Raw genomic sequence first — 12,683 nt, forward strand, 5'->3', positions numbered from 1 at the left:
AGGTGTGTATCATGCAAAACACCATGAAGGTTGCAGTTATGCGGGATATTGGGAAAATCGAGATTGAAGAAAGACCGGTTCCGGTGCCCCTTGAAGAGGAAGTGTTGATACGTATAAAGAGCGTGGGGGTGTGCGGTTCCGACGTCCATTATTTTACAGAAGGCAGAATAGGGGATTACGTGGTAAAGCCACCTTTTGTGCTGGGGCATGAGTGCTCAGGCGAGGTGGTTGAGGTGGGTTCCAGGGTGAAAACTCTGCGTCCAGGAGACAGAGTTACCATGGAGCCAGGTATCCCCTGTGGAAAGTGTGAATTCTGCCGCTCAGGGCGCTATAACCTTTGCCCGGATGTGGTTTTCTGGGCCACGCCACCCATCGATGGCACCTTCTGTGAGTATGTTACTCACCCGGCAGGCTTCACCTATCGCATAGGGGAAGGGGTTAGCTTTGAAGAAGCGGCTCTCGTGGAGCCTCTTTCAGTGGGTTTCTATGCGGTAAGACGTTCTGGTATTGAGCCTGGACAGAGTGCACTGGTTCTGGGCAGTGGCCCCATTGGTCTGGTTACCCTCCTGGTTTTGCTGGCCCGGGGTGTAAGCAGAGTGTTTACGGTGGATATCTACGCCCTGCGCCTCGAGAAAGCTCGGGAGCTTGGCGCTGCAGAAGTTGCCAATGCTCGAGAAGTTGACGTTGTGGAGTGGGTCAAAGAGCTTACTGGTGGAAAGGGAGTGGACGTGGTTTTTGAGACTGCAGGGAGTGTGGCAACCACCCAACAGACCACAGAAGTGGTCAAACGGGGAGGTAAAGTGGTGCTGGTGGGTCTTCCCTCTCAAAACCGAATCGATTATGACATCATCAAGGTTATTGACAAAGAGCTCGATGTGCTGGGTATTTTCAGATATGCTAATACCTATCCGGGTTGTGTGGATTTACTCAACTCTGGCAAGGTTAACCTTAAGGCTCTGATTACCCACCGTTTCTCTCTTGCAGAAACCCAGAAAGCTCTGGAGTTCGCTCACCAGAACAAAGCTGAATCGGTAAAAGTGGTGGTGAATGTAGACTGAAAAAAGCTGCTGGCGGAAGCCAGCAGCTTTTTCTAAACCGGGATTTTTTCCAGGATTTCTTTCCCCTGTTTGCGAAGAACGGTTTCTGCCTGTTCGGGGTTTTCAACCCGCAGCACCACGTAGGCTTTGTCTTTCTGTGGAGAAACAAAGGCGTAGAGGTATTCAATGGATATTCCCTGTTCGGCAAGCAAGCCCACGATTTCACACAGCCCTCCAGGTCGGTCTTCAACTCCTACCGCGATAACCGGGGTTATGGTGGCGGTGAAGTTTTCTTGCTTGAGTTTCTCGGCTACTTCTTCGGGATTTTCAGCAATGAATCGCAAAACCCCAAAGTCGGCGGTGTCAGCGAGGGCCAGAGCTCTCAGGTTGATACCCCACTCTTTGAGCTTTTGAAGCACCTTATGGAGACTTCCGGGTTTGTTTTCCAGAAAAACCGAGATTTGTTTCATTTTGACCCCTCTTTTTTCCTCAGGTCGAGGACTCTCCTGGCTTTGCCTTCTGTTCTCTGAAGGCTTTTAGGTTCCAGAAGTTTTACTTCAGAGCTCAGGTTCAGCTCTGCTTTGAGTTTTTCCTGAATCGCATTTCTCAACTGTTCCAGCTTTTTGACCTCATCCGAAAATACCTCTGGAGAGACCTCAACGTGTATTTCCATCTTGTCCAGATAGTTTTCTCGGGTAAGCACGATCTGGTAATGGGGTTCCACACCATCGAAACTTAAGAGCACGCTCTCGATTTGGGAAGGATACACGTTCACTCCCCGGACGATGAGCATATCGTCAGTTCGGGAAGCGACCCGCTTCATGCGCACCAGGGTCCTTCCACACCGGCAGGGCTCATAATAAAGGGCTGAAATGTCTCCGGTGCGATAGCGAATGACCGGTGTTCCTTCTTTGGTCAGGGTGGTGAACACCAGTTCTCCCTCGGTGCCTTCAGGAAGTGTTTCTCCAGTTTCCGGGTCGATGATTTCTGGCAAGAAGTGGTCTTCTGAAATGTGAAGCCCCTGGTGTTCTTCGCACTCAAATGCCACGCCTGGGCCAATAACCTCGCTTAATCCATAGATGTCAAAAGCCTGAATGGGAAGCTTTTTCTGGATTTCTGCCCGCATCTCTTCCGACCAGGGCTCGGCTCCAAAGATTCCCAGGCGAAAGCGGGTCTGGCTCCAGTCGATGTGGTTTTCCCGGGCCACTTCGGCAAGATACAGGGCATAAGATGGTGTGCAGCAGAGGACCGAAATGTTAAAATCTTTAAGAATCTGAATCTGGCGCAAGGTATTGCCAGCTGAAGCCGGAACTACCGTTGCTCCCAGTTTTTCAGCCCCATAGTGAACCCCTAGCCCTCCCGTAAACAATCCGTATCCAAAAGCCACCTGAATGATGTCTTCCTCAGTCACACCACATCCACAGAGTGTCCTTGCCATCAGTTCTGCCCAGGTTTCAATGTCCTTGCGGGTGTAGCCCACCACGGTTGCCGTTCCTGTGGTTCCCGAAGAAGAGTGAATGCGGACAATGTTGTGCATTGGCTCAGCTATGGCTCCGAAAGGATAACTTTTACGCAGGTCGGATTTGGTGGTGAAGGGAAGGTGTTTGAGGTCTTCCAGCATTTTTAAGCGGTACACGTCAACACGGGCTTCATCGAGCTTTTTGCGGTAATAAGGAAGGTTATGGTAGGCCCTGACCAGAATCTTTTTCAGGCGGTTAAGCTGTATTTTCTGGAGTTCTTCCCGAGGAAGAAGCTCCATGCGTTCGTCCCAAAACGTTTTTTTCACCCCCTTTTTGTTTTTTTCTATTGTAGCGATTTTTTTATCTTGTGCAATTGGGTAAAATAAAAGGAAAAACAAGGTAAGGGTGTGGCCGATGCAAGAGCTGCGATGGATATGGATGAATGGTAAATTGTTGAAGTGGGAAGAAGCCAGAGTTCATGTGCTTTCTCACGCACTTCACTATGGAACAGCTATTTTTGAGGGTATACGCTGCTACCGGACGTCAAAAGGTCCTGCGGTTTTTCGTCTTTCAGAACATATTCAGCGTTTCTTCGATTCGGCAAAGATAGTCCGCATGACCTTGCCTTACAGTAAAAGGGAAATCGAGGAAGCAGTTCTTCAGGTAGTTCGGGAAAACCAGGTTGAAGAGTGCTATATTCGTCCCATCGCTTTCCGGGGTTATGGCAGGATGGGAGTGGACCCTACGGAATGTCAGGTGGACTGTGTTATCGCTGCTTGGTGCTGGGGAGCATACATGGGAGACAAAGGCCTCACCGAGGGGATACGAGCAAAGATTTCTTCCTATGTAAGGACTTATATCAACGCTGGTTCTCCCCGGGCTAAAGCGAGCGCCAATTACCTCAATTCGGCTCTGGCCAAAATGGAAGCTCGGGAACTGGGCTATGATGAAGCTATCCTGCTTGACAAAGATGGATTTGTTTCTGAGGGAAGTGGAGAAAATATTTTCTACGTTAAAAATGGTGTGTTGTTCACGCCACATCCTTATTCAATTCTTCTGGGCATCACTCGTGATGCGGTGATTCAGCTGGCCAGAAACCTGGGGATGCAGGTTGAGGAAACCCTGTGCACTCGGGACGACCTGTATCTTGCTGATGAGGTGTTTTTCACCGGAACAGCGGCAGAGATCACTCCAGTGGTGGAAATCGATAACCGACAGATTGGGAGTGGCAAACCTGGTCCGGTTACCCGCAAGCTCCAGGAGCACTTTTTCCGCATCGTGCGTGGTGAGGACTCCAGCTATAGGCACTGGTTGACCTATGTTTGATAATCAGGAGGTGTTTTGAGTGGGGGATATTAACCAGTTCATGGAGGAATACCGTTCTGCTCTGCGTGCGCTCAAAGAAGAAGTACCGGCTTCTCTGGGAGCTTTCAACAGCTTTTATCAGCAAGTAATGCAGGAAGGGGTTTTGGATGTAAAAACCAAGGAGCTCATTGCGCTGGCAGTTGGTGTGGCTATTCACTGTGAAAACTGCGTTTTGCTACACACCAGGGCAGCCCAAAAAGCCGGTGCCTCACGTGAAGAAATTCTGGAGGCGGCTTTTGTCGGTGTGGTCATGGGGGGAGGACCGGCTTTTACCTTTTTGCCGGTGGTAAAAAGAACGCTTGATGAGCTGGGGAAGTAGGAATTTTTGAAAACTTGAGAAAACGTGATGTCCCTTGAAGGTTTGACTGAAATAGCGCGCAAGAAGCTGGTCGAGTACCTGGAGAGCGTTGATTTTGTGGATTTTGCAATCCTTTTTGGTTCGCTGGCCCACGGAAAACCGCATCCCGGTAGCGACTGTGATTTAGGGATTGCCACTACCCGTAAGGTTTCCCTTCTTGAAGCTGGTTTTCTGGTTGCCCGACTGGAGGAAATCGTGGGGAAAGAGGTTGATTTGGTTATTGTGAATGATCTTCCTTTCCGAAACCCAGTTCTGGCTTTCGAGGTTGCCCGTGGGAAGCTACTTTTTGCACGAGACAGCGCACGTTTTGTTGCTTTCAAAGAAAAGGCCTTTTTGCACTTTCTTGACACCCAGTTTCTCCGCAACCTGCTGAACCAGGCTTTACTCAAAAGGATAGAGGAGGGTCGCTTTGGCAAAAGAAGCACTTCTTGAGCGCATCAGGCGACTGGAAGAGAACATAAAAGAGCTTTCTCTTTTTCGAGAAAAAGTGAAACTTGAAGAAGTTCGCTCTGATAAAATACGGGAGTGAGCACTTCGATATGGTCTACTCAAGACTATTCAGGCGGTCATTGATATTGCCTGTCATCTGGTGAGCCTTGATAATCTGGGAAGTCCTGCTACTTATTCTGAGCGCATTACGCTTCTTGAGAAAAATGGGTATATTGATTCAAATCTTGCTCGACGGCTTGTCAGTATGGTGGGTTTGCGTAATCTCCTTATTCATGAATATGCAACCATTGATGTGGAGGCACTCTACCGGTATCTTTCCGAAATAGAGGATTTTGTGGATTTTGTGCGTAAAGTACGGCCTTATATCGGGTAAGGTTGGTTGGGGTTTTGGGTTGTTGGATTTGCAAAGGCGGTTGTCCTTTCTTTTTGGAGTGTTTTGGCGTTTCCACACATATAATACCCCAGGGATACCTACCTTTTTCAATACCTCTTTTAGCTTCTCGAAATACCGTGAACGCAACTTAGGGCTATCTCCAGGATTTGCAGAAATTACTGAAGTAGGTTGCCATGCTAAAGAGACACAATAGACGAGACATTATGAACACCTTTCTTCCTCAAGAATTAAGGAATTGATTTGTGGACTATGCTTTTTTTATTCATGGTGTTTAAAGTTTATTGCACTCAAAGATAATTCGCCGAACTCCAAATAATAGTGAATTTATGAGAAGTTACTTGGGAACCCTTGGTGTTGTGAGGGGTTCCCAAGGTGAATCGTAACAACGCTCTCAAGTATTAAAAATAAATTCTGGGATATTTGTTGGGAGAGGATCTGGACGCTCACAAGTACTTTGCAGCTCATATGCTCGCTTTTCTCGCGATGCGATATAAATACCATGCATTACCTCTAAAACATGGTAAGCTAAAGTACCGTTGGCGCGGTGTTCACGGTTGTTTCTGATAGCGGCTGCCATATCAGCTAAACCAATGCCTCGAGAGTTGTCGTTGTAGCCGAATAAACTTGGTATTGAGGACCATGGGGTAGCTTCTTCTTTTCTAGGGATAATATTTGGAAAGCTATTCCAATCGGCGTCCTTCTTGTTTCGGAACTCGATTTTTCCACCAAATATATTCGGACCAGCCAGGGGATCAGCATCATTAATGCTCAAAGTACCTTCGCTCCCATAAAGCTCAATACGAGGGGTATGAGAATCCCAAACATCAAAGCTGGTTATCAAACTTACTACGGTGCCATTCTCAAAATCGAGTATAGCAGAAACGTGCGTTGGGACTTCGACCTCTATTTTTTTGCCGTACTTTGGTTGGCTGGTGATATTTCTTTTAGCAAACGAAGTTCGAGTTGCCCCAAAAATCCTCTTTACTGGTCCAAGAAGAGCGATTAAAGCGGTCAAGTAATATGGACCCATATCGAAGAGTGGGCCGGCTCCACGTTTGTAAAAAAACTCAGGATCTGGATGCCACATTTCGTGGCCATGGCACATCATGAAAGCTACACCACCAATAATTTCTCCAAGCCAACCATCATCGATGATTTTCCTACACATTTGAAGCCTACCCCCTAAAAAAGTATCGGGAGCACACCCTACTTTTAACCCCTTTGATTGAGCAAGATCAATGATTTTTTTTCCCTCTTCTAAATCGACAGATAATGGTTTTTCGCTATAAACGTGTTTTCCTGCTTCTAATGCAGCTAAAGTAATTTTGGCGTGAGACTGAGGAGGTGTTAAGTTGAGAACAACTTCGATGTCTGGATTGTTTAAGATGTCTTCCAGCGACCCATACTGAGGAATTTCATACTCTTGTGCCTTTTTTTTCATCCTTTCTTCAATGATATCGCAACAAGCTATGATTTCGGTGTTCGAAAATTTCTTAACATTTTGAAAATAGATGTCGCAAATATTTCCACAGCCTACTAACCCAATCTTAACCTTGTCCATCAAGATCACCCCGCTCTTTAATAGTATTTTCCCTCAGCTGCCCACAAAAAGCCGCGTTGCAACAGTGTACGTAAGGGTTCTTTTTCTAGTTCTCTTGCAGAATGCCCAATGGAGCAATAAAAGACCCTTCCTCGGCCAAAAAATTTAGTCCACACTACCGGCATCTCAACTGGACCATTTGCCACGTGGGGTCCATGGGTGGCTCCTCTCTTTTCGAAATTCCAGATTCCGAACCCACTGTTTTCTTCCAAGCGAATATCATTGTCTGGAATGTAGGGGCCGGAACCAATAGGAAAGATTGTGAAGGCCAATACGTTTACTCCTGGGTCAACATGCATATAATACTGTTCGGATTTGATTTTGAAATCGCTTAAACCATTGACGATTGGACTACTGCCGGGAACAAAATGTACTTCGTATTCTATCTCGGGTCCCCCAGGGTGAGCAACCCACTGACCACCAGTCAAAAAGTGCCAATCAATGCTATCATGAAAAGAATCGCACATTCCGCCATGAACGCCTGCGATTCCCACGCCTGATGAAACCGCTTTTAAAACTGGCAGCAACTGTTCGCGATTTATAGTTCCCATTGTCCAGTGGGGAATTATTAGATCCAGCGTTAAGAGATGTTTTTCGTTTTGAAATGCTTCTAGGGTATTCGCGACTTCCACTTCAAAGCCATTCTCTTCCAACATGGAGCAAAAAAGCTGAGAAATAGCAATTGGATCGTGGCCTTCCCAACCTCCATGAACTATCAAGGCTTTTTTCATTGACAATAACCTCCTTTAAGTATAGGCTCAGCGGTAGGAAGCTTATCTTTTGCTTCCTACCGCTCTTGAATTTGTGCTGTTATTCAAAACAGATTAGTATGGGAAAGTTTTGGCTAAGTTATCTTCGCTGGGGAAAATGCCGAAGACGTTATTTTTGTCGACTATGCTGAACTTGGTTTCGTATCCATTGACGGACCTTCCTTCAAGCTGGAGTACTAGCAAGCCTAGAGCAAATCCACCCTGAAACTCCGCTTCCTGGAATAGTGTTGCATCAGCTTTTCCGTCTTTAATGGCTTGAATGGCTTCCGGATCGCCATCGACTCCTAAGGTAATTACTTTTCCCAGTTTGCCCATGCCTTCCAAAGCGACGATGCCACCTAATAACATATCGTCGTTCTGGTACCAAATCGCCTGAACATCGGGATGGGCTGTAAGGATGTCTTCAGTTGCCTTCAGGCCTCCATCACGGAAAAACTGCCCGGTTATTTCTGCAACACACTCTAAGCCAGGATAATTCTTTAATTCTTCATGCCAAACAAGAGAACGGTCTATTTCTGAAGAAGAGCCCATCGTTCCCATGACCATAGCAACCTTTCCCTTTCCATTCAGTTTTTCGGCAAAGTATCGTACTGCCATACGACCCGCTTCTACGTCATCAGAACCTATATAGACGTATTCACCGGAAGGAACTCTTCGTGAAACGCATGTAATTGGTATTCCTGCTTCATTGGCGAGGTTAACGACTTCTTGACCACCCTCAGTTGTGATTGGGGTAGCAATGATCCCGTCAACCCCTCTAGCGATCAAAGCTTCAGTATCAGCAACCTGTTTTGCTTGATCATCTTGAGAGTCAATAGCTATAACTTCGACATTGTACTTTTCGGCTGCTTTATTGATGCCTTCCAAAACTCTAAGGGTGTACTTGTGATTAAATGAGTAGATTGTTACGCCTACGGTGTATTTTTTTTCTACGGCAAAACAAACGGAGGCAAGAGCGAACACTAAAGAGACTATCAAAACCCACAATAGAACATTCTTGACACTTGGGATATGAGACATTTTTGTTACACCTCCCCTTTGATTTCACATAACTTTTGACTTCTATTCAAGCTGTTTTTCCTTTCACCCAAGGTACCTTCCTAAACAACCTGTATAGCCTCGAAACGAACGGAGCAGAAGTATTCTTTGGTAGCACCTCCTTTCCCCCTACTCAGAATACAGTCCTTTCTGTCGCTGTTTGTCGACGAGGACTGCTCCGATAATGATTAACCCCTTAGCAACTTGCTGCCAGTACGGATTCACGCCTAAAAGGTTCATTCCATTGGTGAGGATACCTAGAAGCATTGTACCAAGTAGAGTTCCTATCACTGTTCCAGAACCTCCCTTTAGACTGGTTCCTCCAATTACTACTGCACCAATTACGTCAAACTCGTATCCTTGTGCTGCGATCGGATCTCCAGAACCTAGGCGCGACGTTAATAATACCCCACCAAAACTCGCTGTTAAGCCTGCGATAGCAAAAGCTATAGTTTTGTAAAAACTGACTTTTATTCCGGCCAGGTATGATGCTTCCTCGTTACCCCCAATCGAGTAGATGAAACGACCTATTTTAGTCATTTTTAAGGTGACCGCCGCAGCCATTACTATTAGCAGAAATAGAATAACCATCAAAGGTATAGGACCAATATAAGAAGTACCAAGCCACCGAGCTGGTGCTTTTAAACCGAAAATTGGTCTTCCATTAGCATATAGAAGTGCAAGGCCTCGAACTACTGCCATCGAACCTAAGGTAATGACAAACGAAGCAATTTTCGTTTTAGCAATTATCCAACCGTTTAGCAGGCCAATCGACCATCCAACTGCTATTGCTCCGAGTACTGCCAAAGTAACTGGCACGAAAAACTGGAAAGAAGCATATAGCACGCCTGCAAGTGCAATAACTGAACCAACAGATAAATCGATTTCACCTAGTAAAATAACGAAGGTTGCTCCACAAGCTGTAATCCCGACGATTGATACTTGTCTGAGGAGATTCATAATGTTTCTTGCAGTTAAAAAAGAAGGAGCAACGATCGACATTATGATTATTATTAAGAAAAGCACAATGACAAAGCCATATGAACTTACCTTTCTTTGTATAATATCTGTCTTAGTTAAGGTTTTTGATAAATAAGCCATGAACTGCCTTCTCCTCCCCGATGCATACTTTTTCTTACGCCTAAAGCTGTTTCAGTGATTAAGTCCTCGGTTGCGCTTTTCTGATCAAAAACATTTGCCACATGCCCCTCTCGCATTACCAAAATCCTATGACAAAGTAGTAATAGTTCTTTAGTTTCGGATGAGATGATCAAAATTGATTTGCCGTTTTGGGAAAGTTCCTGGATAATCTGGTATATTTCTGCTTTTGCTCCAACATCGACACCGCGGGTTGGTTCTTCCAGAATCAAAATTTCACCAGAAGAAGCCAACAGCCTTGCCAGAAGGACCTTTTGTTGATTACCTCCGCTAAGAAAACGAACTAATTGAGAGTCACTCTTTGTTTTTATGTTTAGCATGTTGATGTAGTTTACAGTGTGTTCCTTTTCCTTCTTAGTGTGGATAAAACCACATTTCGTTAAGGGGGTTGATAAAAAAATATTTTCTCTAACAGATAAAAGTTTTATTAAACCAAGAAGGTGGCGATCAGCGGGGAGATAGCCGGGACTGTACAATAAACTGTGTAAACCCCTTTGGGAAAAAGATAAACTTTTACCAAGGGGGTTATGAAAATGAAAAAGGAAAAACTATTAAGAAAACAGCTTCGAGAGTTCATCAAAGAGAACAACCTGGTCACGGCCCAAGACGCCCAGGACGCTATTAAGTCCCTCATGGGCGAGCTCATCGAAGAAATGTTAGAAGCTGAGCTCGAAAACGAACTGGGCTACAGCCGCTATGACTACCGCAACAAAAAGACAGACAACGCAAGAAACGGTCACAGCAAAAAGAAGGTAAAGACTGAACTTGGACCCTTAGAGATAAGCGTTCCCCGCGACCGTAACGGCGAATTCGAGCCGATAGTAGTCAAGAAATACCAGAGAGATATCTCTAGCATAGAAGACCAGATACTGTCCATGTATGCCAAGGGAATGAGCACCCGCGACATACAGGAGCACCTGGAAAGGATATACGGGGTTCACGCCTCGCCATCCCTGATATCAAGCATTACAGACAAGATACTTCCGGTTGTCAGGGAGTGGCAGAACAGGCCTTTGCAGCCGATATACCCGTTCATTTTCATTGATGCAGTGCACTACAGCGTGCGGCAAGACGGCCAGGTTGTTAAAAAAGCAGCCTACGTAGTAATAGGCATCGATCTTGACGGCCGGAAAGATGTTTTGGGTATATGGATTGGCGAAGCCGAAAGTGCCAGGTTCTGGCTGTCGGTATTAAGCGACATAAAAAACCGCGGAGTTGAGGATATACTGATTATCTCGGCTGACGACCTTGCCGGGATAAGCCAGGCCATCAAAGCCATCTTTCCTCAAGCAGAAGTGCAAAAATGCGTAGTCCATCAGATAAGAAACTCTGTGCGTTACGTCAGCTACAAAGACCGTTCTCAGTTTGTCAAAGATCTCAAAGCCATTTACAAGGCAGTGAACCAGGAAGAAGCTCTCAGCGCCTTGCAAGCTCTAGAAGACAAGTGGCAAGCCAAGTACCCGTTGGCGGTAAAATCCTGGATTAGAAACTGGGACGAGTTGTCCACCTGCTTCAATTATCCTCCCGAGATACGGAGGTTGATATACACAACCAACATCATCGAGGCTTTTCACCGCCAACTGCGAAAAGTAACTAAAAGCAAAGCGGCGCTTCCCAATGACGATGCCCTTATCAAGATCCTGTACCTGGTCACCATGGATGTGACCAAAAAGTGGACAGTGTCAGTGAAAAACTGGGGACTGATTCTATCCCAGTTGATAATTCTGTTCAAAGAAAGGATTGAGCCTTACCTCTAAACTAGTTACCAATTAAGGGGTTTACACAAAAAACTTGACAGACCCTCAAAGAGCCCGAGATACTTTCTACAACCTGCTTTATACTCTTTAGTTCTTTTTACCTGGTTTTGAAACTTAGATCTATTTACAAGAATTATTATCCTGATACTGTACAATTTTATGTTGAAATTATTGACTCCAAAAAGAAATAGGGGTATTTCCTGGTAAAAGAGAGACTAAAGGAAAAGGAGGAGATACCCCTATGGAAATACTGAGCAATCAAAATATTACTCTGAGTCAGCTTTTAGCGAAAGCCCAGGAAAGAGTCAAAGATGAAGTGCTCAAGTTTTTGAAACACACCCTTGAGGAGCTTCTGGAAACACTGCGGAGTGAAGTAGTGAGAAGAGGGAAGTATGAGCGCAAGTTCTGGAAGCTTGCCGAACAGCTTCTTTTCTCCTTTGCTCAGGGAATGAGTCTTCGATCCTTGCAGGTATGGTTGGGAAGCTTAGATTTTGGAATAGGCTGTGCTTCCACTTTGGGGAAGGTGATGGAGAAGAAGGTTCAGGAACTCAGAGTAAGACAGAGAAAACCACTCCATTCCAAAGAATACAGAGCTCTGGTCCTTGATGGGGTATGGTTTAAAAAGCGTAAGGAGAAAAAGAAGGAAGTGTTACTGGTAGCTTTGGGAGTGAGACTGGATGGCAGCTCTTCAGTCTTGGCATGAAGCGTTGCTCCTTCTGAAAGCAGTTCCTCCTGGGAGAAACTCCTGAACCGCATCTACCAGAGAGGACTTCAGGAGGTGGAACTGGTAGTGGCTGATGAGGCCTGGGGAATATGGGAAGCTCTGGATACAGTATATCCTGAAGCGAAGAAACAAGTGTGTTTCTGGCATCTCGATAGGACTCTGGAGAGAATACTTCAGAAAGAGCTACTGGCAGATCTTTGAAGTGGAGAGTCTCCAAGAAGCGCAAAGGAAACTGGAACTTTTCTGCAACAAGTGGCAGCGTGAAGAACCCGCAGTGAGTGAAGTGTTGCAGGAACGGAAGGAAAAGCTCTTTGCCTATTTGAGTCTTCCGTATCACCGGAGGTAGAGAGTACGAACCACCAACCGGGGAGAAAGCTTCTTCAAACACTTGAGAACTTTTTTTGAGACGTTTTCCTGGACTCAACGATGAAGAGCACAAGGGCTATGTGATGGCTACTTACCTTTTGAGCTTGGAAGCGAAAAGAAAAGCAATAACCAGGAGAGATAACCCCTATCAATTCAGATTAATTTTCAACACTGGAGGTTGACAGTGCCACTTGATGTAATGGCTG

General features: G+C 45.7%; 13 protein-coding genes and 2 pseudogenes. 8 read left to right on the forward strand and 7 right to left on the reverse strand.

The features are described 5' to 3' along the window. The first annotated feature begins 11 nt into the window (after positions 1-11). Positions 12-1,058 carry an NAD(P)-dependent alcohol dehydrogenase gene (locus tag ACKTT1_RS01825; RefSeq protein ID WP_412709958.1) on the forward strand — a complete coding sequence of 349 codons (1,047 nt, stop codon included), beginning with the start codon at positions 12-14 and terminating at the stop codon, positions 1,056-1,058. Positions 1,059-1,090: 32 nt separating this feature from the next. Here the strand turns inward: ACKTT1_RS01825 and ACKTT1_RS01830 are convergent, their stop codons facing one another. After that, a complete protein-coding gene (locus ACKTT1_RS01830; RefSeq protein ID WP_412709959.1) occupies positions 1,091-1,507 on the reverse strand; it encodes an ACT domain-containing protein in 417 nt (138 codons plus the stop codon). Continuing rightward, a complete protein-coding gene (locus tag ACKTT1_RS01835) occupies positions 1,504-2,796 on the reverse strand; it encodes a phenylacetate--CoA ligase family protein (RefSeq protein ID WP_412710530.1) in 1,293 nt (430 codons plus the stop codon). Before ACKTT1_RS01835 ends, ACKTT1_RS01830 begins: the two co-directional genes overlap by 4 nt. Positions 2,797-2,911: 115 nt before the next feature. Between ACKTT1_RS01835 and ilvE the strand changes: the two genes are divergently transcribed. The 4 genes and pseudogenes from ilvE to hepT form a co-directional block, all read left to right on the forward strand. After that, complete coding sequence (gene ilvE / locus ACKTT1_RS01840; RefSeq protein WP_412709960.1) at positions 2,912-3,823, forward strand: branched-chain-amino-acid transaminase; 912 nt, start codon at positions 2,912-2,914, stop codon at positions 3,821-3,823. A gap of 19 nt (positions 3,824-3,842) precedes the next feature. Then, entirely contained in the window at positions 3,843-4,181 is a 339-nt protein-coding gene (locus ACKTT1_RS01845) for a carboxymuconolactone decarboxylase family protein (RefSeq protein WP_412709961.1), read from the forward strand. A gap of 27 nt (positions 4,182-4,208) precedes the next feature. After that, a complete protein-coding gene (mntA, locus tag ACKTT1_RS01850; RefSeq protein WP_412709962.1) occupies positions 4,209-4,652 on the forward strand; it encodes a type VII toxin-antitoxin system MntA family adenylyltransferase antitoxin in 444 nt (147 codons plus the stop codon). 109 nt (positions 4,653-4,761) lie between these two features. After that, positions 4,762-5,043, forward strand: a pseudogene (gene hepT / locus ACKTT1_RS01855) (type VII toxin-antitoxin system HepT family RNase toxin); the annotation flags it as partial. 412 nt (positions 5,044-5,455) lie between these two features. Here the strand turns inward: hepT and ACKTT1_RS01860 are convergent. The 5 genes from ACKTT1_RS01860 to ACKTT1_RS01880 all read right to left on the reverse strand — a co-directional run bounded on the left by ACKTT1_RS01860 (position 5,456) and on the right by ACKTT1_RS01880 (position 10,106). Continuing rightward, positions 5,456-6,625 carry a Gfo/Idh/MocA family protein gene (locus tag ACKTT1_RS01860; RefSeq protein ID WP_412709963.1) on the reverse strand — a complete coding sequence of 390 codons (1,170 nt, stop codon included), beginning with the start codon at positions 6,623-6,625 and terminating at the stop codon, positions 5,456-5,458. Positions 6,626-6,642: 17 nt separating this feature from the next. Beyond that, a complete protein-coding gene (locus ACKTT1_RS01865; RefSeq protein WP_412709964.1) occupies positions 6,643-7,395 on the reverse strand; it encodes a ThuA domain-containing protein in 753 nt (250 codons plus the stop codon). Positions 7,396-7,488: 93 nt separating this feature from the next. Beyond that, positions 7,489-8,454 (reverse strand): sugar ABC transporter substrate-binding protein, encoded by a 966-nt coding sequence (locus ACKTT1_RS01870; RefSeq protein WP_412709965.1) that lies wholly within the window; start codon positions 8,452-8,454, stop codon positions 7,489-7,491. A 147-nt stretch (positions 8,455-8,601) separates the two neighbouring features. Continuing rightward, positions 8,602-9,573: an ABC transporter permease gene (locus tag ACKTT1_RS01875; RefSeq protein ID WP_412709966.1), complete on the reverse strand. Its 972-nt coding sequence runs from the start codon at positions 9,571-9,573 to the stop codon at positions 8,602-8,604. Then, positions 9,549-10,106 (reverse strand): ATP-binding cassette domain-containing protein, encoded by a 558-nt coding sequence (locus tag ACKTT1_RS01880; RefSeq protein WP_412709967.1) that lies wholly within the window; start codon positions 10,104-10,106, stop codon positions 9,549-9,551. The genes ACKTT1_RS01875 and ACKTT1_RS01880 overlap by 25 nt, the downstream gene beginning before the upstream one ends. Before the next feature lie 57 nt (positions 10,107-10,163). On the opposite strand from ACKTT1_RS01880, the gene ACKTT1_RS01885 reads away from it, so the two are divergent. The 3 genes and pseudogenes from ACKTT1_RS01885 (at position 10,164) to ACKTT1_RS01895 (ending at position 12,659) form a co-directional block, all read left to right on the forward strand. After that, a complete protein-coding gene (locus ACKTT1_RS01885) occupies positions 10,164-11,387 on the forward strand; it encodes an IS256 family transposase (RefSeq protein WP_412709968.1) in 1,224 nt (407 codons plus the stop codon). Between the two features lie 241 nt (positions 11,388-11,628). After that, positions 11,629-12,312: pseudogene (locus ACKTT1_RS01890) on the forward strand (transposase). 200 nt (positions 12,313-12,512) lie between these two features. Continuing rightward, positions 12,513-12,659, forward strand: a complete 147-nt coding sequence (locus ACKTT1_RS01895) for a hypothetical protein (protein WP_412709969.1) — start codon at positions 12,513-12,515, stop codon at positions 12,657-12,659. Positions 12,660-12,683: the final 24 nt, after the last annotated feature.

Source organism: Atrimonas thermophila, assembly GCF_045864955.1.
Taxonomy (GTDB): domain Bacteria; phylum Atribacterota; class Atribacteria; order Atribacterales; family Thermatribacteraceae; genus Thermatribacter; species Thermatribacter velox.

What these genes read in the sequence shown, in the direction of transcription:
- ACKTT1_RS01875 (WP_412709966.1), bottom strand. Translation starts at nt 9,573, where the DNA reads ATGGCTTATTTATCAAAAACCTTAACTAAGACAGATATTATACAAAGA.
- ACKTT1_RS01825 (WP_412709958.1), top strand. Translation starts at nt 12, where the DNA reads ATGCAAAACACCATGAAGGTTGCAGTTATGCGGGATATTGGGAAAATC.
- ACKTT1_RS01860 (WP_412709963.1), bottom strand. Translation starts at nt 6,625, where the DNA reads ATGGACAAGGTTAAGATTGGGTTAGTAGGCTGTGGAAATATTTGCGAC.
- ACKTT1_RS01870 (WP_412709965.1), bottom strand. Translation starts at nt 8,454, where the DNA reads ATGTCTCATATCCCAAGTGTCAAGAATGTTCTATTGTGGGTTTTGATA.
- ACKTT1_RS01865 (WP_412709964.1), bottom strand. Translation starts at nt 7,395, where the DNA reads ATGAAAAAAGCCTTGATAGTTCATGGAGGTTGGGAAGGCCACGATCCA.
- mntA (WP_412709962.1), top strand. Translation starts at nt 4,209, where the DNA reads ATGTCCCTTGAAGGTTTGACTGAAATAGCGCGCAAGAAGCTGGTCGAG.
- ACKTT1_RS01885 (WP_412709968.1), top strand. Translation starts at nt 10,164, where the DNA reads ATGAAAAAGGAAAAACTATTAAGAAAACAGCTTCGAGAGTTCATCAAA.
- ilvE (WP_412709960.1), top strand. Translation starts at nt 2,912, where the DNA reads ATGCAAGAGCTGCGATGGATATGGATGAATGGTAAATTGTTGAAGTGG.
- ACKTT1_RS01830 (WP_412709959.1), bottom strand. Translation starts at nt 1,507, where the DNA reads ATGAAACAAATCTCGGTTTTTCTGGAAAACAAACCCGGAAGTCTCCAT.
- ACKTT1_RS01835 (WP_412710530.1), bottom strand. Translation starts at nt 2,796, where the DNA reads ATGGAGCTTCTTCCTCGGGAAGAACTCCAGAAAATACAGCTTAACCGC.